This is a genomic window from Runella sp. CRIBMP, assembly GCF_009905605.1.
Taxonomy (GTDB): Bacteria; Bacteroidota; Bacteroidia; order Cytophagales; family Spirosomataceae; genus Runella.
Genome location: NZ_JAAAKZ010000025.1, coordinates 37,751 through 59,355, shown reverse-complemented (window position 1 = coordinate 59,355; position 21,605 = coordinate 37,751). Strand labels below are relative to the sequence as shown.

The 21,605-nt window shown below is 43.4% G+C and carries 17 protein-coding genes; 7 read left to right on the top strand and 10 right to left on the bottom strand.

The window, feature by feature from the left end; translation table 11 throughout:
- Positions 1 to 148 precede the first annotated feature (148 nt).
- The 5 genes from GVN20_RS27860 to GVN20_RS27840 all read left to right on the top strand — a co-directional run bounded on the left by GVN20_RS27860 (position 149) and on the right by GVN20_RS27840 (position 5,063).
- Positions 149 to 1,099, top strand: coding sequence for a fasciclin domain-containing protein (locus GVN20_RS27860; protein WP_166561485.1), 951 nt, complete (start codon positions 149 to 151; stop codon positions 1,097 to 1,099).
- 87 nt (positions 1,100 to 1,186) lie between these two features.
- Positions 1,187 to 2,248, top strand: coding sequence for a sensor histidine kinase (locus GVN20_RS27855; protein WP_166561484.1), 1,062 nt, complete (start codon positions 1,187 to 1,189; stop codon positions 2,246 to 2,248).
- A gap of 30 nt (positions 2,249 to 2,278) precedes the next feature.
- The gene (locus GVN20_RS27850) at positions 2,279 to 3,043 is read left to right on the top strand and encodes a LytTR family DNA-binding domain-containing protein (protein WP_166561483.1); all 765 of its coding nucleotides are present in this window, start codon (positions 2,279 to 2,281) and stop codon (positions 3,041 to 3,043) included.
- A 24-nt stretch (positions 3,044 to 3,067) separates the two neighbouring features.
- Positions 3,068 to 3,784, top strand: a complete 717-nt coding sequence (locus GVN20_RS27845) for a hypothetical protein (protein ID WP_166561482.1) — start codon at positions 3,068 to 3,070, stop codon at positions 3,782 to 3,784.
- A 91-nt stretch (positions 3,785 to 3,875) separates the two neighbouring features.
- On the top strand, positions 3,876 to 5,063 hold the full coding sequence (locus tag GVN20_RS27840; RefSeq protein WP_166561481.1) for an FAD-binding oxidoreductase: 1,188 nt from the start codon (positions 3,876 to 3,878) through the stop codon (positions 5,061 to 5,063).
- A 77-nt stretch (positions 5,064 to 5,140) separates the two neighbouring features.
- Here GVN20_RS27840 and GVN20_RS27835 read toward each other — a convergent pair whose 3' ends face one another.
- The 3 genes from GVN20_RS27835 to GVN20_RS27825 form a co-directional block, all read right to left on the bottom strand.
- Positions 5,141 to 6,793, bottom strand: coding sequence for a UxaA family hydrolase (locus tag GVN20_RS27835; protein WP_166561480.1), 1,653 nt, complete (start codon positions 6,791 to 6,793; stop codon positions 5,141 to 5,143).
- Between the two features lie 96 nt (positions 6,794 to 6,889).
- The gene (locus GVN20_RS27830) at positions 6,890 to 8,470 is read right to left on the bottom strand and encodes an aldehyde dehydrogenase (NADP(+)) (protein ID WP_166561479.1); all 1,581 of its coding nucleotides are present in this window, start codon (positions 8,468 to 8,470) and stop codon (positions 6,890 to 6,892) included.
- A 1-nt stretch (position 8,471) separates the two neighbouring features.
- Positions 8,472 to 9,320, bottom strand: a complete 849-nt coding sequence (locus GVN20_RS27825) for a fumarylacetoacetate hydrolase family protein (protein WP_166561478.1) — start codon at positions 9,318 to 9,320, stop codon at positions 8,472 to 8,474.
- A gap of 212 nt (positions 9,321 to 9,532) precedes the next feature.
- Between GVN20_RS27825 and GVN20_RS27820 the strand changes: the two genes are divergently transcribed.
- A complete protein-coding gene (locus tag GVN20_RS27820) occupies positions 9,533 to 10,402 on the top strand; it encodes an AraC family transcriptional regulator (protein ID WP_166561477.1) in 870 nt (289 codons plus the stop codon).
- 18 nt (positions 10,403 to 10,420) lie between these two features.
- Here the strand turns inward: GVN20_RS27820 and GVN20_RS27815 are convergent, their stop codons facing one another.
- The 6 genes from GVN20_RS27815 to GVN20_RS27790 all read right to left on the bottom strand — a co-directional run bounded on the left by GVN20_RS27815 (position 10,421) and on the right by GVN20_RS27790 (position 18,323).
- Entirely contained in the window at positions 10,421 to 11,176 is a 756-nt protein-coding gene (locus GVN20_RS27815) for a ThuA domain-containing protein (RefSeq protein WP_166561476.1), read from the bottom strand.
- A 229-nt stretch (positions 11,177 to 11,405) separates the two neighbouring features.
- Positions 11,406 to 13,466, bottom strand: coding sequence for an alpha-galactosidase (locus GVN20_RS27810; RefSeq protein WP_166561475.1), 2,061 nt, complete (start codon positions 13,464 to 13,466; stop codon positions 11,406 to 11,408).
- 26 nt (positions 13,467 to 13,492) lie between these two features.
- Positions 13,493 to 15,541, bottom strand: coding sequence for an alginate lyase family protein (locus GVN20_RS27805; protein WP_166561474.1), 2,049 nt, complete (start codon positions 15,539 to 15,541; stop codon positions 13,493 to 13,495).
- 196 nt (positions 15,542 to 15,737) lie between these two features.
- Positions 15,738 to 16,541, bottom strand: coding sequence for a carbohydrate-binding family 9-like protein (locus tag GVN20_RS27800; RefSeq protein WP_166561473.1), 804 nt, complete (start codon positions 16,539 to 16,541; stop codon positions 15,738 to 15,740).
- Between the two features lie 69 nt (positions 16,542 to 16,610).
- Positions 16,611 to 17,531, bottom strand: coding sequence for a sugar phosphate isomerase/epimerase (locus tag GVN20_RS27795; protein WP_166561472.1), 921 nt, complete (start codon positions 17,529 to 17,531; stop codon positions 16,611 to 16,613).
- Between the two features lie 66 nt (positions 17,532 to 17,597).
- Positions 17,598 to 18,323 carry a DUF1080 domain-containing protein gene (locus tag GVN20_RS27790; RefSeq protein ID WP_229599216.1) on the bottom strand — a complete coding sequence of 242 codons (726 nt, stop codon included), beginning with the start codon at positions 18,321 to 18,323 and terminating at the stop codon, positions 17,598 to 17,600.
- A 266-nt stretch (positions 18,324 to 18,589) separates the two neighbouring features.
- Between GVN20_RS27790 and GVN20_RS27785 the strand changes: the two genes are divergently transcribed.
- Positions 18,590 to 19,609, top strand: a complete 1,020-nt coding sequence (locus GVN20_RS27785) for a zinc-binding alcohol dehydrogenase family protein (RefSeq protein ID WP_166561471.1) — start codon at positions 18,590 to 18,592, stop codon at positions 19,607 to 19,609.
- Between the two features lie 93 nt (positions 19,610 to 19,702).
- Here the strand turns inward: GVN20_RS27785 and GVN20_RS27780 are convergent, their stop codons facing one another.
- Entirely contained in the window at positions 19,703 to 20,650 is a 948-nt protein-coding gene (locus GVN20_RS27780) for a replication initiation protein (protein ID WP_166561470.1), read from the bottom strand.
- Positions 20,651 to 21,605: the final 955 nt, after the last annotated feature.

The following is a 21,605-nucleotide window of genomic DNA, read 5'->3' as shown; positions in this document are numbered from 1 at the left end:
TAAAGAAAACCCCAGTTCACTCCCAAAAAACAGGCGGTTCACTCCTAAAAATGGTTGATTCAGTCCGTAAAAAAAAACGATTTGACTTCTACGAGACTTTTCTAGGCAGTTAATCAACAATTTTTCAAACGTTAAATATCATCCAATCATGAAAACTACCCTCAAAAGTAACACCCTCAAAATCTATCTTGCAGCGGCAGTGTTGGCGCTCTCATTTACGGCTTGCAACGATGACGACGACGCTCCGTCGACCCCAGCGTTGGGCAACATCGCGGGTGTAGCCTCGGCCGACCCACAGTTCTCCACCCTTGTTGGCGCCTTAACTAAGGCAGAATTGGTGACTACTTTGCAGGGAACGGGCCCATTTACGGTTTTTGCGCCAAATAATGCCGCTTTTACCAAAGCGGGTATCACCAGTCTGGCCAGTTTGACCAAAGAGGCTCTCACGCCCATCTTAACGACCCACGTGATAAGTGGCAATGTAAAAGCCGCAGATGTTAAAAGCGGTGCGGTGAAAACCGTCAATACAAACAACGACATTTATCTCTCAAAGAATGCCGATGGTGTATTTATCAATGGAAACATTAAAGTAATTGCTACCGATGTAAGTGCCTCTAATGGCGTAATCCACGTGATTGACAACGTAATTGTACCTCCTACACAATCGTTAGTACAAGTAGCACAGGGCAACAGCAATTTTTCGGAGTTAGTTTCGCTTGTTTTAGCCGCCGACCCAGCAGTAGCTACGGCTCTTTCATCGGCTTCAGCCAACGGCTTGACGGTTTTTGCGCCAACCAATGCCGCATTTACCGAACTGTACAAGACCACTCCCAAAGCAACTTTATTGGCTCCTGCCAACAGAGCCCTCTTGACCAGCGTATTGCTCTATCACGTGGTACCGGGTCGGGTTTTCTCAACCGATTTGCCAAACGTTTCAGGAGAGGTATCTACCGCCAACCCTGCGGGTAAAGTTACGTTTAACCTTACAGGTGGCGCTAAAGTGGTAGGAAAAACCAGCGGGGCCTCCAACATTACAGCGGCAAACATTCTGGCCACCAACGGAGTTGTCCACGTAATTGATAAGGTATTGCTCCCCTAATTGAAGGAATAACCAACGGGCAGGCTTCGTTTCTTTATCAAACGGGGTTTGCCCTTTTTTTAAATTCCAAAATCCCTATTAACCGCTATGTTTTCCATTCGCAATCGGTTTGTTTACATGATTTTGCTAGGGCTATATTCATTTCTGAATACGCTTTTAGTAGAGGCATTTGACCATTATCCGATCGCCACCGAAAAGTCAGTAATTTTAGCCCTTTTTGTCTTGGTTGTCATCGGAATTTGGGAAGGAAACCGAATCTGGGACAATTTCATTTCCGAGAAAAATATCAAAGAATTCTGGAAAAGAATCGCCTACAATTTTACGGGCAGTATCCTCATTACATCATTCATCACCCTTGTATTAGGCGGAATCGTCTGTTATTTGACCATTTCTTCCCGTTGGCAGGATTGGGTATTATCGATGAAGCTTTTTCTGATGGTTTGTTTTCGTATCAATCTCTTTCTGAACACTATCCACATCATTTATTTATACCATCTTCAACTCGAACACAGCTACAAGGAAGTTGAGAACTACAAAAAAATCAGTACACAGGCTCAACTACAATCCCTGAAAAATCAAGTTAATCCCCACTTTTTATTTAACAACCTGAGCGTTTTAAGTGCTTTAATTCCGACCGACGCCAATGCTTCCGTGGAATTTGTGCGGCAGTTTTCGAGGGTGTATCGGTACTTGTTGAAGAGCCATGAAAAGGAAATTATCGAATTGAGTGAAGAGCTCAATTTTATCGAATCGTATCTCTATTTACTCAAAACCCGTTTTCAAACGGGTTTAGTAATAAATATTCAAATTTCACCGTCGGGCCTCTCAGCGTACATCGTACCAGTGTCGCTGCAAATGCTGGTTGAAAACGCCATCAAACACAACGTAATTGCAAAGAGTAAACCATTGCACATTGACATCTTCAGCGTTGATGGCGCTTCAGTGACCGTCAAAAACAATTTGCAACGGAAAATAGTTGATGAAGAAGAATCCACAAAATTGGGATTAAGCAATATTTCAAAACGTTACGAATTTTTGGGGCAAAAAGGCATTCTAATTGAGGAAAACGACGAACAATTCAGCGTCACGATTCCGCTGATACGCCTAAAAAAACCCGCTTTTTCGTCCGAAATTGAACGTATTGACTAGCTTCTTTCCACTTTTAGCCATTGACAAGCCATGAAAGTATTGATTTTAGAAGATGAAGCGCTCTCTGCTAAAAGAGCTTCACAACTCCTCAACGAATTTGACCCTTCTATTGAGGTGGTTGAAACGCTAGAATCGGTTGAAGATGCCGCCGCCTGGCTCCGACACAATCCCGAACCCGACTTGATGCTGCTCGATATTCATTTATCGGATGGTTTATGCTTCAACTTGTTTGAGCGCGTATCGGTCAAAAGCCCAGTCATTTTTACGACTGCCTATGACCAATACACCTTGCAGGCTTTCAAAATCAACAGCATTGACTATCTATTAAAACCCATCGATAAGCACGAATTGAACAATGCGCTCGCCAAGTATCACACCCTGATGCAAGACCGAAAAAGCATTTCTTCCTTTGATATTCAGCGTATTAAGCAAACAATCCAATCCCTGAGCAAAAAATATAAGAATCGATTTTTGGTTAAATTTGGGGATACCATTCAGTTTAAAAACATCAACGAAGTAGCGTATTTTTTTGCCGACGACAAAGTGGTTTACTTGGTCACCAACGAAGGCCGAAAGTACCTGATTGATTATAATTTGGAGAGCTTGGAAGAAATCCTTGACCCACAGTTGTTTTTTAGAATCAACCGAAAATTGATTGTGGGGATAGACGCCGTACAAAAGGTAAAAACCCTTCTCAACAGCCGCCTTCAGGTCTATCTTAAACCTACTTTTGAACAAGACACATACGTCAGCAAAGAAAGAAGTCCAGAGTTTAAAGTCTGGCTGGATAATTAAGACCCATTTAATTCAGTTATTGCAATGAAACCTTTTCCTCAAAAATTATTTTTCGTTATAACTCTCTTTTACAGCACGTTAACTTTTGGCCAATCTCCCCAAAGCGTGAGTCTTTACCTCAAAAATGGCTCTATCATTCGCGGTAAAATTTTGCAAGAAAGCCCCGTTTACAGAATTGAAACCTACGACCAAAGCCAATGGGTTTTTCAGTCTTCTGAAATTGAAAAAGCAATCCCTTTAAAATCGCCCAACCCGAATATAAAGTACAAAGAAAAAGGCTTTGTGCATTACACCGAATTAGGGCCGCTGGCGATGAGCAACCGCGCCTCCAATGGGGTCACTACTTCGGCATTTTCATTTCAAACCACCAACGGTTACAAGTTTAACCAGTGGTTTTACACTGGCTTGGGGGTGGGCGCAGATTTGTACGCCGTCCAAACCTTTGTGCCAGTTGTGCTTAGCCTCCGGGGAGATTTTAGCAACACTGGCGATAAAATACCTTTCTATTTTTTGGAAGGCGGCTATGGTTTCAATGCTACCTCAAACGACGTCGACAATCTCCGCTTCGGTGGTGGCACTACCTTTGCGGGAGGTATCGGCTTAAAAATATTATTTACCAACAATACGGGTTTTGTCATCGGGGCAGGGTATCGGTTTCAACGGTCGTCGGTGACACAATTAAACATTGAAAAAACCGAAGATTTTAACCGCTTAACCCTCCGCGCAGGTTTCTCGTTTTAATTGCCTTCATTATTTCCCAACAAAACAAGTTGCACATCTTCGGTCAAAAGGGCTTATTTTGCTGCTTTATTGGGCAGTTTTAATATATGCTATGTCAGAAATATACGATGTGATTGTGATTGGACGCGGTTTGTTTGGCAGCCCAGCTGCCAAGTACCTGCAAAAGGATGGTTTAAAAACGCTTTTGATTGGACCTTTAGAACCACAACCCGCTGATTTTAAGGAGGCTAAAGTATTTTCGAGCCACTATGATTCGGGAAGAGTAACCCGCAAAATCGGTAAAACCAAAGATTGGAGTAAGCTAAACGCCCAAACCCAAGCGGCGTTTAAATCCATCGTTGACCAATCAGGCATCAACTTTTACGGCAATGAAGGATGCCTTTACGTAAGCGATCTACTGCCCGACGACCATTACGCAAAAGCAATTGATTATCAACTATTAGCAAAAGAAGACAACGATTTTCAGGTCTTGAATGAATCTCAACTTGAACAACTTTTCCCCTACTTTTCTTTTCAAAAACCGTCGGTTGCGTACTTTGAAAAAGCATTATCGGGGCATTTGAATCCGCGTTTATTAATTGAAGCCCAGTTGGCTATTTTTGCCAAAGCAGGCGGAAAATGGGTCGACGATGTGGTAGAAACCGTTATTGACAAAACCGATTTTTATGAAGTAACAACGGGAAAAGCGCAAACCTTTCGAGCAAAAAAAGTACTGTACGCTACAGGCGTTTTTCATCCTTTTTTTCAATTTAATACGCCTGCCATTCCGCTGGAAATAAAAACGGAAACCATCATTTTGGCTGAAGTTTCAAAAATACAGGCCGAAAAACTACGGCAGATGCCTTCTATATTATACACCTGTAAAACAGATACTTATGACGAAATTTACGGCATACAACCCGTACTTTATCCCGATGGAAAATACTATTTAAAACTCGGTGCCAATCTAAACGACGACCGTTTTTTAACAAATTTGGAAGATATAAAAAGTTGGTTTTGCCAAGGGCCGTTACCCGATCAATTTGAGGTGTTGAAGCAAATGGTGATTGATTTATGTCCTACGATTGATTTCTTATCCTTTCAAATCAAACACTGCATCATTGAATACATCCAATCTCGTCGCCCGCTGATTGCCCAAATCGGACGTGAACAATACATCTGCACGGGTGGCAATGGCTACGGGGCCATGTGCTCAGATGCCATGGGTCGACTCGGCGCAAACTGCGCGCAAGACTTGGATTTTGAATCTGAATTTTCGCAGGGATTTTTTAAGTTATAGCATATTTCTTACGCAAAAAAAGAGGCCGCTTCGAATATTCAAAGCAGCCTCTTTTTGAAAGTTACTAATTGAAAATCTTATAAACTTACGCCTCGTTTCCACGGCATAAAGTCATCTTGGCCAAGCAGTTGCGCTTTGGTTTTAAACTTTCCGCTTGCCAAATCAATACAATAATCCAATAAATCTTCGGCGGTTTGTTCAATGGTTTTTTCACCGATGATAATCGGTCCGCAATCAAAATCAATTATATCTGACATTTTCTGGGCCAATTTTGTGTTGGTTGCTACCTTCACCATTGGACAAATGGGGTTTCCAGTAGGCGTTCCCAATCCCGTCGTAAAGAGCGTAATCGTAGCGCCCGAAGCCGCCTGTCCAGTAGTGGCCAGTACGTCGTTGCCCGGCGTACAAACCAAATGTAAACCAGGCACTTTTGAAACCTCAGTATAATTCAATACATCAGCGATGGGCGCCGTACCGCCTTTTTTGGCCGCTCCTGCCGATTTGATGGCGTCGGTAATCAAGCCATCTTTTATGTTTCCCGCCGACGGGTTCATGTCAAAACCTGCGCCCACGGCTTCGGCTTTGGCGGCGTAGTCGCGCATGAGGGTTTCAAATTTTTGCGCTTTTTCTTCATCCACGCAACGGTCAATCAGTTCCTGCTCCACGCCGCACAATTCAGGAAATTCGGCCAGATAAGTTCTGCCGCCCAGCGCCACGACAATGTCGGACAAATGCCCTAAAACGGGGTTGGCCGAAATCCCCGAAAAACCGTCGGAGCCGCCGCATTTGAGTCCGATGTTGAGTTTAGAAAGCGGGGCGGGCCGTCTTTCTGATTTATTGGCTTCAATCAATCCTTGAAAAGTACCCTTGATAGCCGCCGAAAGCATCTCGAATTCCGTCCCGTAGGATTGCTGTTCGTAAAACAAAATGGGTTTATCAAACTGCGGATTTCGACTCTTGATTTCCTGCGTTAAATCTTCAAACTGGGTTTTCTGACAACCCAAGCTCAACACCGTAATTCCTGCCACGTTGGCATTGTTGGCATACGCCCCAAACAACGCCGCCAAGAGCGCCGAATCTTGGTTGTTTTCGCCACAACCCGACTCGTGCGTCAAGAATTTAATCCCGTCCAAATTAGGAAAAAGCGGTTGAATCGTTGGTTTTTCTGAATTATAACCTGGTGTATATTCGCTCAAACCTTCTGAACCTTGGGCCTTGAACAGTTGGACTAGCTCCTGCGTTTGCTGGAGATAAATATCAGGGAAAGCATAGCCAAGGGCTTTGTCAAACGCATCTTTGAGCTTCAGGATATTCCGATTTTCGCAAAAAACCAAAGGTAATACCAGCCAATAATTGGCCGTTCCAACTTGCCCATCCGACCGATGATAGCCCATGAAAGTTCGGTTTTCCCACTTTGAAACATCAGGAATGTGCCACTCCAATTGTGGTTTGCGTTTCTTTACCGAATATTCGTCTGAATCATGTTTAAGGTTGAAGGTAGTCACCTGCTCACCCGTTTGAATGGGCTGGGTCGCTTTGCCTACCAACACGCCATACATAGTTACATGGCCGCCCGTTGGCAAGTCTTCGGTCACAAATTTATGCTTGGCGGGAATATCCATGACCAATTCAAACGACCGACCATTGAAATCAATTTTAGTGCCTTTCGGCAGATTTTGCAGTGCAACTAAAACGTTGTCTTTGGGATGTACACTCAAATAGGTGTGCATTGTAAAAAAAGTTGAGTGAATGATTTTGAGGAAGTTAAGTAAGGGCTTCTACAATGTAGAAGCCCTTTAACTACTCATTTTTAACCTATTAAAATTTTAAGCTTTTTGAAAATCACCATTTACCAAACGCCAGATAGCCAACGGATTGGCATTTTTCAATTCATCAGGCAACAGATTTTCAGGGAAATTCTGGTAACTGACGGGACGGGTAAAACGGTAAATAGCAGCCGTTCCGACCGATGTACTCCGAGAATCTGAAGAAGCAGGGAACGGGCCACCGTGCATCATCGCGTGGCAAACTTCCACGCCCGTTGGGAAACCGTTGATGAGTAAACGTCCCACCTTTTGCTCCAATAAGTCGATTAAATCCGCATACTCTGCCAATTCTTCGGGTGTACCATGAACGGTAGCCGTGAGGTGGCCTTCCATGGTTTCGGCAATGCGCAACATTTCTTCTTTGCTTTCGGCTTCTACCAACACGCTGGTTGGACCGAATATTTCTTCCGAAAGCGTATGGTCTTGGGCAAGGGCGTTGGCGTCGGTTTTAAACAAAATCGGTTGAACCGCTGTGAATCCTTTGGCCTCTACTCCCTTTGCTACGATGGATACACTTTCATTTTCAAGGTGTTTTGCAATTCCTTGTGTATAAGCCTTTTGGATTCCACCTGTGAGCATCACCCCACCCGAAACATTTTGAAATTGGGTTTCCAAATCCGCCAAAAAGGGCTGATAGTCTTCCGTTTTATTGGCAATAATCATGCCTGGATTGGTGCAAAACTGCCCCACACCCAAGGTCACCGAAGCGGCAAATTGCTGCGCAATCTGTGCCCCTTTCTCTTTCATGATTTGGGGTAAGATAAACACGGGATTTGTGCTTCCCATCTCGGCATAAACGGGAATCGGCTCGGGGCGATTGGCCGCCAATTGGACCAGCGCCATGCCACCCTGATACGAACCTGTGAAGCCAATAGCCTTAATATAAGGATGTTGGACCAAAGCGGCGCCCACTTCGGTACCGCTTCCGTGCAACAACGAAAATACGCCGTCGGGCATACCCGATTTAATCGCCGCCTGTTGAATGGCTTTTCCGACCAATTCAGAAGTGCCCGGATGTGCCGAGTGTGCTTTGACAATCACAGGACACCCCGCCGCCAACGCGGAAGCCGTATCTCCGCCTGCTACCGAAAATGCCAACGGAAAATTGCTCGCGCCAAATACGCCCACGGGTCCTAAAGGACGCTGCATCATACGTAAATCAACTTTTGGCAATGGCTGACGGTCGGGAATGGCCGTTTCGATGCGGGCATTTACCCATGAACCCTCCCGCAATAATTGCGCAAACAAGCGCAACTGCCCCGTGGTGCGACCGCGCTCGCCTTGAATCCGCCCCGCGGGTAGACCCGTTTCGGCGGTGGCAATTTCTACCAAAGCATCACCAATGTGCTCAATTTCTTGGGCAATGGTCTCGAGAAACAAGGCTTTTTCAACGCCTGATTTTTTACGGTAAACTTTAAAAGCGTCGTAGGCTTTTTGGGCTGCCAACTCCAATTCTGCTTTGGTTGCCTTATGGTATTGGGTAGGAAGCGTTTCGCCCGTCGTAGGATTTGGGGCTTGAAATACGCTTCCGCCTTCGGCCGAAACGGCAAACCCAATCAATTGTTTTCCTTCTAAAATCATCTTAAAGTGGTTTTTGTGAGACTTTGTTGACCAAAGTCCCAATATGTTCAATGGTTATTCTGACTTCGTCACCCACGTTCAACGTAAATTCGTTGGGTGGAACCAAGCCGGTGCCCGTCATCAAGAACACCCCATGCGGAAAAGAGGTTTCACGGAACAAATAACCAATCAGCTCAGTATGAGTACGTTTCATGCGATTGATAGAAATATTTCCTTCAAAAACGTTGGCTCCGTTTCGTATAATGGCAATGCTAATTTGGGCGTCTGGGTTGATGGGTTGGGCGGGTACGTACAAACACGGCCCAATGGCTGCGGCACCATCGTAGCTTTTGGCTTGGGGCAAATACAACGGGTTTTCGCCTTCAATATCGCGCGAGCTCATGTCATTGCCGCAGGTATAACCTACAATTTTCCCATTCGAAGTGGCAAAAAGCGTCAGCTCTGGTTCGGGAACATTCCATTTTGAATCACGTCTAATCAGCACTTCGGCACCCGTGCCCACGGTTCGGGCAGCGGTAGCTTTGAAAAAAAGCTCTGGCCGGTCGGCGTCGTAAACCCGGGCGTAGAAATCACCGCCACCCGCATCTTTGGATTCTTCCATGCGCGCTTCGCGACTTTTCATGTACGTAACCCCAGAAGCCCATACTTCCTGTTGGCGAATGGGCGGCAAAATATCCGTTTTGATGGTTTCAGACAACGACGCATCGGGAGAAAGGGTACTGATTTCGGCCGTTATGGCGTCAAATAAATCGTCGCGATTAATATAAACGTCCCAGTTTTTTTGGGGCGAAAGGTAGTAATTGGCGTCAGCTTCGATGACAATACCCTGCGACGTTGGATACAGCTTCATGGTCAGTTTTTTTGGTTGATTGGTAAGGGATTCTTATGAGTTATAATTGGGATATATTTCGTAAAAAAAGAATTCCAATTAAGTTGAATAATCGTATGCAAAGAAAATAGATTAGTCAATACATTAGTTGTGAAATATTATTTACTTCCGGTGAAATAATAGCAATTTTACATCTACATTGATTTAATAATACAATTATATCATACAGTTTCATGCAGGCAATCCTTCGAAAAGTAAATCCTTCGGCCGATTATTCGTTCATTGCTCGAATTGATAATCTTCCTTTTTTGTACGAGAAATGGCATTTTCATCCTGAATTTGAGTTAAATCATATTCTTGAAAGTCGAGGAACGCGGTTTGTGGGTGATAGTATCGAGGAATTTGAAGAAGGTGATTTAACCTTTGTGGGGAGCAATTTACCCCACGTTTGGAAAAACGATAATAACTATTTTTTACCCGATTCCACCCTGCGGGCCAAAGCCCGGGTGGTTCAGTTTTTGCCAGATTGTTTTGGCCCAGATTTTCTAAAATTAAAAGAAATGGAGAATATCCGGCGCCTGTTTGAAAAAGCCAAAAGGGGACTTAGGATAACGGGAAAAACGAAAGAAAAAGTAGGTGCGTTGATGGCCCAACTCGTAGAAAATCCCAGCGGAATACAGCGAATAGGGCTATTTTTAAACATTCTCGAAGCCTTGGCCGAATCGGAAGAAGTGGCCTTCTTGAGCAGCGAAGGTTTTCTTGATTCTTACCACCGGTTTGATACCGACACCATCAACCGTGTGTATGAATTTACGCTTTCCCAGTTTAATCGCAAAATTTTGATTGAAGAAGCCGCCGCCCTGGCGCACATGTCGGTGGCTAATTTTTGTCGGTATTTCAAAAACCGCACCCAAAAAACCTACGTACAATTCCTGACCGAAGTACGTATCGGTTACGCCTGTCGGATGTTGATTGAAAATAAAAAAAGCATTCAGCAAATTGCCTTCGATTGCGGTTTTCATAATCTCTCTAATTTCAACCGCGCCTTCAAAATGCTTAAAAATCAGAACCCAACGTCGTATCGAGCGGCGTTTGGTGGATAGAATTAAGGAAATTTTACTTTACAGCTTATAAATCACGGCATTGGCAATGATACGGGCATAAATTTGGTTTTCAAAATCGGTGTAAGAATGCCCCGGTTGACTGTAAAAAACCCAGCCTTTTTCTACTGGCATACACCACGCCGAGCGGTCTTGCATCCATACTTTACCCGTGGTATCTTTCATTTTAAAACCCATTAAAACAGTGCGCGGAGTTTGAAAATTATGGTTTAGAAAAGCTTCTGTATTTTGTAATACAAACCCTGATAGTGTATTTTCTTGTGCCTGACCTTCGGGAGTGTAAAGGATTTGAGTGTCGTAGGTGATTTTATGGGTAGTAATAAAATGATTGGGAGCCAGATTGACCACCTCCATTGCTATGTCGCCAACGAATTTATAGGCGCCCTCCCCCGCTTCTTTTTTTGGTAAATCTACGCCTAAAAACGTAAACCATTCGTTGTTTTTTCGTTTTGCCGAGCTGATAGAATGGTGTAGTACAATAAGTTTCCCACCATTTTTTGCGTATTGGATAAACGCTTTTTCTGGTCCTGAATCTAGGTCTTTGTGGATGTACACAATCACCGCCCTAAAGCCTTCCAACGAGCGCGGCAAGTTGGTTTGAAAAACAATTTTGGTCGTAATTCCCTCTTGTGCTTTCAAAGATTTTGCCAACACCTGCATGGCAGGAATTTCGTCGGCTACAATCAAGACCTCCTGAGAATGGGTTTTTATAATGAAGCTAAAAAACAAGAGGAATAAAATAACATATTGTCTCATAGCTTTTTATATTATTATAGTGTTTTTTTAAATCTTAGCCTTACAATTATCTCATTTACAGTACTATACCATAATTTCATTCTCATTCAACCTCAATTGAGACAATATTGCGGATAAACCCTAGCAATAAACATACTTCAAGGGCAAAAGTTTTAGAAACCCACCCCAAAAACATCCATTTTTATCATTTAAAACCTTCTCAATCTGCAGGTTGAAATGACATGTTTTTTCATTTTACCGCGTACTTATATAAGGCAAAACTATTTTTGAGGGGCAATTCAAAATCAACATGCCCCCCGTTGAGTACTTGTCCATCAAATGATTTTCCGCTACCCGCCACCGATGTAAACGTGACGCGCTGCCCCGCCGAAAACCACGTTTTTACCGACGATTTTACAGCGCCATTGTCTTCTCTAAACACTAAGATATAACCTTCTTTCATATTTCCAATAGACTGAAAACCTGTCCATTGCTTTCCATTGGGTTCGTTGCCGATTGGAAAGATTTGCCCTGCATGAATTTTAGTGTTATGCTGAAGGTATGTCTTGATTAGTTTGCGTGTAGCAAATGCCTCCTCTGGCAAGCCTGTTCCTTCAAACCACGCCAGTGGCTGCGCAAACATAGTGATGGCAAAAAGGTAATCAAACGAATAATTTTTAGGAGCAAAGGGGTCATTCGTTGGATATTTATCCACGTTTCGCCATTTATTCAAAAACTCAATTTGGAGATTTTGAGCAGGAACGTATTTAGAAAGCATCCATAAATTACGAAGGGTTGTATAGGGATAATAGTTGGTCCAATCGGTATATCGGTTTTCGAGAAAGATATTTCCATATTCATTAAAATAATGATACCCACCGCGCCGCCCCGCCGTCACGTCAAGGTTAAACACTACATTATGATTTGTATTAAGGCTTACTTTATCCAAAAACTTCCTAAAATTTACCTCGGCCAATTTTTCGGGCAAGTTTACCCCGTCAATTTTGAACGTCCGAATTCCGTATTTTTGATACAACCCAATCAGCGCATCAGCGTCTTTTTCCCAGTATTCATTGCTGTTGTCTTTACTTGGATTGAACCAAAGGCATACTTCAATTCCCAGCTCTTTGGCTCTTTTTAGAACGGGTGTAAGCCCGTTGGGAAACTTTTCAGGGTGAGGCTCCCAATAATTTTTATTGTCCCAAATATTGTTTAACGAGCCACCTTTAAGCGCCGAATTGGAAGAACGACCCGATTGCCAGCCGTCGTCCAGCTGAAAATGGGTAATGCCTAACTTAGCCCCCGCTTCCACTTCAGCCAAAGCAAATTGTTCACGAACGCGTGTATCCTGCCCCCGATCCCCCCAAGTATTCATCAGCACCATTTCATCCCGACCAGCCTTGTGCGTACGGAGATTACGTTGGTACAAACGCAGGGTTTTGTAGCGGTTTGACTCGTCGCCCGAGTAAACACCCGTGACAAAACCATAGCCGCGTCGCCATTCGGTGGGGTGCAAATCAGTGGGATTTAGCCCTGCCCCAATGACTCGGAATGTGCCAAATTCAGTAAGAAAATCACCCCCAGGATACGCCAACTGGACGTTGGAAGTCGGCGCTTCTTTTAGGATAAATATCCCTTCATCGCCCACTTTGTCGTGGGCAAAAAGCAGATTGCCTCGGTACAGATTGGGGCGGTACGAAATTGATTCTTCCGTATGGACCAGATTATTGAAGCGGTCGGTGATGTCCGAAAACTCGACAGTATTGAGTTGCCAATGTTTGCCAGGAAGTTCTAGCTTTTCAATGACGGGCGCATTAGTGACGGTGTTGTTCAAGACGAGTTGTTCGAGATTGGCCATATCTGCCAAATTAATGCCGGGTTGCAGCCAAAACGCAATGGTGGAGCCTCGATAGTACAAATCGCAGGCAATGACCGCGCAGTTGGGATACACCCGCAACACCCGTTTTATCTCTAATCTATCCAAGGTATAGGTAATTTCAGCTTCCAAATGCGTAGGTGCCACGGCATTTTCAGGGACTATTTTGGCAGAAAATTGGGCTTTTTCACCTACTTCAGACTGTCCTGGAAAGTCCAAGTCTGCTTTTTTTGTATTCATTTTCCAGACCTTCCCGCTGGTTTTATCGGTCAAAGAGCAGGTGATTAAGTTTCCTCCATTCCAAAAATATTTACGTGCAATTAATTGATTTTCAATAATTAACGTATCATTTTTGAGTTCGGCCTGGCAAGTATTTACTCCTTGAGCCATCAGCCCAGTGCTTATCATGAAGCACAATACGACGAGGTTTCTCATTACTATTCTGTTTTTGTCGGAAGCACTTACTCTTTTTCTGATTTTATCACCACACCGTTGCGGTTCAGAAACGGCACGCGCACCACCCACGAACCTTTGCCAGACTCGGTCACCTTCACCATGACATGGTCATCGGTTTTTGATAAAATGGAGGTTTGTAACTTGGGCCCTTTTCCCTCGGACGGCCACAAAATCCAAACGAAAGTGTCATCGGCGGGTAGTTTACGCGAATAAATACCCGTAGGATTGGGCACATACGCGTTGTAAACTCGGCTATACCACCCCTGAATCGTGGGGCTCTCCTGTCCTTTGACCAGAGTCATCTGCCACCCTTGCGTATCAACGGGGGTTATTTGGAGATTACCATAGTCGTTTTTTGTGAACATATTTCCATTGGCATCGATTTCAACGGTACAATCAGGGTGCCAATGCCAAAGGGTTTCGATGGTGCGGGGGCGGTCTGTTTTTAACTGGTCGGCCACTACCCAAAACTTATCTCGCAGGTACACCACCGAGCGGGTATGTTCAAATGTACCTTCCAAATCCGTAAATGCGCTCATCTTTCCAGAGCCATAATCGTGGTCTTTTCCGACAAAAAAATGATTTTCAGGAGTTGGTTCAGTTGTTACTTTGGGGCCTGCGGCCTGCCCTTTTCCATCCACCAAAACCAAATTGTGCCCTTGACTACCCAAGGCATATTTTCTGAATTTCTGCGCCACACTTCCTGTATACGCAAATCTACCCGCATCTACCAACAAATCACGGCCGTAGGCTACCACTGATAAATGGAGCTTGTCATTGTGCTGATGCCCGCTTCCCCAGGGGCCCACGTCCAAAAACGACCAATGCGCTTTTTCGCCATACCCACTTCGGGAAATCAACTGCCCCGCCCAAGGGAAAAATACCGAAGGCGCGGCGTTGGGCTTTGCCCCTTTGGCACCGTTAGATACGACGTATGTCCAATCAGCACGTTCGTATTTTTGAGCTGCCTCTAACACATTTTGGCGATTGTTGTTCAAGTCTGAATCGTTGTTCAATACCCCAAAACCATCAGGTCGGATTGTCATGGCGAGGTAGTTCCACATATCCTGCAAGGTTTTATTGTAATATTCAGAAAGTACCACCCCCGCTTTTTGGCAGGTTTCGGCAAACTGGTTAAAATTCAAAAGCGCTACATAATGATAACTTGAGGATAATTCCGTTTGGGTGCCATCAGGATATATTTGTTCTTTCATGCTTGCGGTCATTGCTTTGATGGAGTAGTCGAGCCACGAGGGGGATTCTTTCCACTCAGGCCACGCCGTTGCCACAACCGCAAGACCCGACATTTCCATGGTGAGCCAGTTTCCCTGCGCGTGAAAATTTCGGGCGTAGTGCGCATGATGTGGCAAGCTGCTCAGTATCAACAATTGAGTGGCAGAGCTGATTTGCTCCGTATTCCATAATTCATAAAAAACTTTCTCCCATACTTTTTCCCGAAAGCTTACTTCCAGGCCACGCCACATGGCTGTTCGGCTGTTTTTGGCAGGATAAGGCCAACTACTAATGACCCAACTTTTTACAAATGAATCTACATATTGCAGATACTGAAGGTTACCCGTTTCAAAATATGCCTCAATCACGTCCCGTATGGGGTAATGGCGGTTGAGCGCCCACGCCCATTCCAAATCATTTTCGGGGCCAGTATGCGCCCATTTTAAATGTCCATCGGGTAGGCGCGGAGTCTTACCCTTCACCTCCTGAAAGGTAAAAACATCCTTCACGATGGAGTCGGCATCTGCCCTCGTTTTCAATGATTTAAGTGGTAGTTTTTGGCGTGGAACTACGCGCTTCGATTTGGCATAATACGCTAATAAATGGCGACCTGCCAAAGGTAAGTTATTTGACACATAGGCTTTTTTTACCTCCTCTAACCCCGGATACTCCAGATTCAGGTTTTGAAAAATAAAGTTAATTTGTTCGGGATAGGCCGCACATACTTCTTCTACGGTAGTAAGCTTTTTCCAATCGCTTTGAGCCAATGAAACAATGGTAAATAAACAAAGGAAAATGGTGGTGATAGTTTTGATTTTCATCCGTAAAAGTGTTTGAATAGTCTGATAATTTGGATAAAAATGATGGATAGAAAACCCAACAAAAATTGGTGGTAGCAGGTACCAAATCCGTCGGATTACCCAAGCGCAGAAGAGTTATTGAGTTAACCCATTAATATCAATAAGCAATATCAAAAGGGCTCTTTAAGCTATTAAGAGCCTATTTTACCCAGAACTTCTATTCTACAAACGCAATTCGGCTCCATTTTTCGGGTAAATGGGTATCGTAGATACCATGCGGGGTGAGCGACATTGCGGGGTGGGGCTGCACCTCTTTTCCCCCGACCGTCAATTTTTGAAATCTACCCAAAAACATCGTCCAAATATCCCCGTTGGTGGGCGGAAGAGAACGCCCATTGGCCAAAAGATGCAAACTGCTCCAAGGAATTGAAATCTCCAGGCTCCAGCCTTTGTCAACGTCGGAGTTATCGTTCAATGTTCCGTCAATTTGCACCGCCGTTTCCAACCCTGACAGGTCAAAATTGGTAAACGCCCAGCGAATCCCACGCGGGTTAGTGCCTTTCCAAAACGAAGCCCCGCTCCTATCGTAATCTCCGCCAAAAGTGTACGCCTGCGGCTGATGGACATCAAAAGATGGAATATCAAATTTGCTGCCTTTGTTGTAGGCATCTTTCCAAATAAAAAATACTTCGTAAATGGTGTTTGCGGCGTTGATTTCCAGCTCATAATAACAATCACCGCCATCGATAAATACTTCTAAGTCATTTTCCAAAAAAACAATGCTATCTCGCTCGGTTTGGTAAGCCTCTACAAAAGGCTCCTCCGCGACAAAGGCAATGTACAAATGGGTCTCGTTCCAAAGAACCGCCGTTTGGGTGTTGTACATTCCTGGGGCACCCGTCACCATATCCACAAATCTTTTGCTCCATTGGGCATTTTTCCAAACATCCTTAGTCACGTTTCCGTCGATTGCGATGGACGTTAAAATCTTGTGGGCTTTATAATCAGGGGCACTATTCATGGCGAACAGAGATGGGTTATCTGTTTTACTTAATCAGCCCCAATTCAATTTCTGGGGTGCTTTTGACGGCTAAAAATATTTTTTCATTGCTTTTGGGTAGTCTGGGAAAACCGCTTCGGGTTCTTCAATTTCAGGATGCCAACGTTTTTCCCATTCAAAGCTGTAATAACCTTTGTAACCATTCTTTTCCAGTGCCGTTATCGCCTCCGTCAACGGAGCTTCACCTTGGCCAATCCTGACATAGTGCAATTTCCCATCTACCACCTTAACATCTTTAATGTGCACGTGACGGATGTATTGTTTCAATTTATCATGTACTTCGGTCGGTGTTTCTTTCGTAACCGTCCACATATTGACCACGTCCCAGATAAGCCCAATCTGCGGGTGTTTGGCAGCCTGCATGATTTGAAATAAAATTTCTTTGCCGACTACTTTACCGTGCGATTCAAGCAATACATTCACATTTTTTCCTTCGGCATATTTTCCTAATTCCAACAAGCCATTGATAATCAACTCAATGGTTTTGTCTCTATCCTGTTCTTTGGGCAAGTCGTTGGGAAATACGCGTACGTTGGGGCAGTTTAATTGCTGGGCCAAATCAATGAAACGTTTGGCTTCGTCGAGGTTGGTTTTACGAAGAACTGGCTCAGCAATGTGCATATTGGCAGATGCTCCCAAACCCACTATTTTTATCCCTTTGTCATTGGCTTTTTTCAACGATTCTTGGATTTGAGCCGCGCTGCTAAACTCTGGACACTTCGTTAAATCCATTTCGTTAAGAATCCCCCGAATTTCAATTCCTTTGTATTTATGCTCCGCCGCGAAGTTAAGAATGGTATCAAAAGACCATTTTGGACACCCCAAAGTCGAAAACGAAAATAGAGGATTTGCTTTTTTGATCTCAAATGAAAAGCCCGCAAAGGCTAAACCCACTAGCCCGGGGGTTGATTGGAGAAATTCACGTCGGGTAGAATTCGTTAACTTATTCATATCTTCTGTTAGTCAATGCCTCAATGTTAAAAGGAATAATCGTCTTTTTTATTACGGCTTGGTATGTTACAAAGGACGAATTTTAATGTTTCTAAAAAACGCCTGATCGCCGTGGTATTGCAACAAAATCCTGCCCCGCTCACCCGTACCGAAATTAGGCAAATCTTTGTATTTGCTCATCGCAATCAACCGACGGTAATCATCGCTGTTTCGCTCATATTCAAGTACTTTGACACCGTTGAGCCAGTGCTCAGTATGATTTCCTTTCGACACAATTTTTGCCGTATTCCACTCCCCTATTTTTCTGGCTGGCTTATCTTTTGCCGCAGGAATCATGTCATAGAGAGAAGCGGTGGTTCGGTTTCCGTCGCGGCCTTTTTTGGCGTCGGGGTGTTTGTCATCATCCAGTAGCTGAAATTCCAGCCCCAGCCCCGACTTGGGCAGATTGGGGTCAACGAAGTATTTAATCCCGCTATTGCCGCCTTCGGTGAGTTTGAAATCAACGCTTAACTCAAAATTGCTATAGGCTTCGGTGGTCACTATATCGCCACCTTTGCCTTCGGAGGGCTCCACGCTCAGGACGCCATCGCTTATTTTCCATCCTTTTTCGGGAAATTTATCCAAAGCCGCGCCCCTCCATCCGTTGGTAGTTTTACCATCCCAGAGCAGTTTTACCCCTTGCTTTTTCTCATTTTTGGAGAGTGTATTAGGGGCTTGTTGCCCAAAACTTACGTTAAACGCCAGCAACAAAAGAGATAAAAAAGCGAAGTTTTTCATTTTAGGTTGGTTCATTCTTTCGGATTTTTAATTGGAAAAGGGATTAGTTACCTACTTCTAACCAATTATAAGAATCATAGAAGTAATTTTTATCGCCAATCAGGATTGTTTAGCCAATAACCATTTCACAAAAAGGAACTCATCACAGGCTGTTGAAATGATTAAAATGCCCGTAATTTACGGCAGATTTAAAGCCCCTAATTCAATACACCCAAAATCAAAATTCATTTTTCAAACCCTGATAGGCTCTTTTAGGGTCTTTCTGTTTATCATTCATCCGTATGCAAGCAATTGTATTAGAGCAACCCGAAGTTCTCAAAAAAATTGAATTAGAAGCACCCCAACCTCCTGCACCAAACGATGTTTTGCTGAAAATGAAACGCTTGGGAGTTTGCGGTACCGACCTCCACGCCTACAAAGGCAACCAGCCTTTTTTTTCGTATCCGAGAATTTTGGGGCACGAAATCGCCGCCGAGGTGATTGCCCTGGGAGAAAATGTGTCCCACTTAAAAATAGGCGATAGGTGTGCCGTGATGCCGTACCGCAATAAGGAAATAGATCAGGCCGTACGACGCGGCAAAACCAATTGCGGCAGTACCCTGAGTGTTTTGGGGGTCCACGAAGACGGTGCCATGCAAGAATACATCAGCTACCCTGCCCAGCATGTTTTTCCAGCCAATGAACTCTCTCTCGACCAGATTGCCATGATTGAGCCTTTGGCCATTGGCAGTCATGCCGTTGAGCGCGCCGACATCCAACCCGATGATATTGTGCTGGTAGTGGGTGCAGGCCCCATTGGTATCGGAACGGTAGCGATGGCTTTGCTCAAAGCCGCCAAAGTGCTGGTGTTGGATATGAACCAAAACCGATTGGATTACATCGCCGAAAAGTTTCCGTCGGTCTCCTGCATCAAACTCAGTGATGTTGTTGAAAATTCGCTTAAAGAACTGTTAAATGGTGATTTACCAACGGTGATTTTGGATGCCACTGGCAACAAAGAATCAATGCAAAAGTGCTTCGAATACGTTGCACAGGGCGGAACAATTGTATACATCGGCCTTTTTATCGGTGACGTTGTTTTCCACGACCCGCTCTTTCACCGCAAAGAAATTACCCTTAAATCTTCCAGAAATGCAGTGGCTACAGATTTTACAAAATTGATTCGCTTATTGAAGGCGGGCTTGGTTAACATCGACGGGTACATCACTCACCGATTAGCCTTTGACACACTGCACGAAACCTTTACAAAACTGTATTCACCCGAAGAACGCGTGATAAAAGCGGTTGTTGAATTTGATTAAAAGCTACTCTCTTTCAGATGATTATGTACTATATTTAGAACGTAACCATCTGAAAGAAAACAATTTTAAAAACCTTGTATTTTAGCATTTATACTAACCCAATTTTGTCTTTTTTACCCTACCGTTTTCACTAAATCCCAGCACCACCGCCATGTAGGCGGTTGGATTATTGGGACTTCGTTTGCCCGCTTGTATTTCTATGTCAGCGTTGATAAAACGGTTGGCAAGTTCTTCGTCCTGCACAATTTTATTTTGCTGTGACTTGGTAAAATCATACGCCCCGAGGCGTTCCTGAAAATATTTCCATCGGTCGTCCATCGACATTTGCCCCAATTCATCCCGTATTTCTTGCAACTCGGCCAATGCTTTTGATTCTTGCGTTACAATCAAAAAAGATATATGGGTGACTTTGCGGCCTGTTTTGTGGATTTGGTAAGTAAACGCGAGGTCAGTTTTGGCGGAGATTTCTTCCTGACTTGGGTCTAGCACTCGCCGCTTAAATTGTCCGAAATCATCGTATGTTTCTTCGGTGGCAGAAATCAACTCTCTAAGGTCATCCACCGCGATTTCAGACCAAGCCCCACCGTTAAAGTTTTTCCAGCGGGAAAGAATCTCGTACAATCGCTGAGAATACGTTTTGTTGAGCGACAAAGCAATCGCCAGCTCGTATTCGGTGTAGCCACTTTTTATTTTTGCAATGTGAGGAAGTACTTCGTACGAAACGCCAATTTCAAACACGCCTTCCTTGGCACTGTACTTCGCGGATGAAAAAACATTATAGGCGCTAAATTCTTTTTCATCATCATTTCGGAGCCAAATCTGACAATTTCGCATCAATGATTGCGTCATTGCAAGCATCTGACGATAATTATTAGTGATGAGTTTTGCGGGTATTTTGAAATATTTATTCTGCTTTAATTCGGCATCCGTTTCCGTTATTTGGTTCATCACGATGTAAAAAACGCGCTTTTCCAATAGTGAAAAGTTTTGACGAGTCATGATTGCCCCATTAGGCTGTCGATTGTAGTGCTTTAATTTCATTCTTTTGGACAAGCTGACTGCTTTTTTACTTACTGGTAGCTAAGGTAAAAATCTTTTATGTCAAAACAAAACTGTGTCAGAATTTGCGTTTTTTTGACAGAATTGGGCTACATTTTGACAGAATTAGAACTAAAATATAGGCAGTAAAGCTCTAAAAAACGCGTTCTATTCACTGTAAAGCGCATTTTAGCGAACAATTGCCCGCATAAAACCTTCATTTTTTATACTTTTTAGGATAAAAATCATCTTCTCAAAATCAATACCATATATAATTGTTTGATAATCAAAGTTTTATATAAAATTCTAGTTATTTATCGACTACATTTTGACAGAATTAGGACTTTGCGCAATAAACTAGATTTGGGGTGATTCATTTTTTTTAACGCACATTCAACAACTTCTTAAAAAAAATAAAAAATATCACTTTTCACTCCTAAAATTTAAAATTGTTATTCTGAGAACACAACAAAAAAACCAATGACTTCTAATTCTGTCAACTATTTCTGTCTGACATTTTTAATGACAGAGTTTGACTACATTTTGACAGAATTCGACTACATTTTGACAGAATAGATTACTACATTTTGACAGAGTTCGACTACATTTTGACAGAGTTCGACTACATTTTGACAGAGTTCGACTACATTTTGACAGAATTAGACTACATTTTGACAGAATTAGACCCAATAACTACCTCATAATCAGATTGTTGCAAGCCCCTTAAATCATCAATATTTTAATCATCAATTTCTAAATAAAAATTTAACCAATTTTTCAAATCAAAATCAATGCAGTTTTCTTCTAGGGAAAAACAAAAAAGGGACAAGAAAAAACAAAACAAAAAACAAAAAATCGCTCCATTCAAAAATGGATTGGAGCGTCAACTAAGAAATTAGTTTTATTTATTATTTCACATGTTTACCCCCTTTTCACTTCCACATTCTGCTTTGGACCT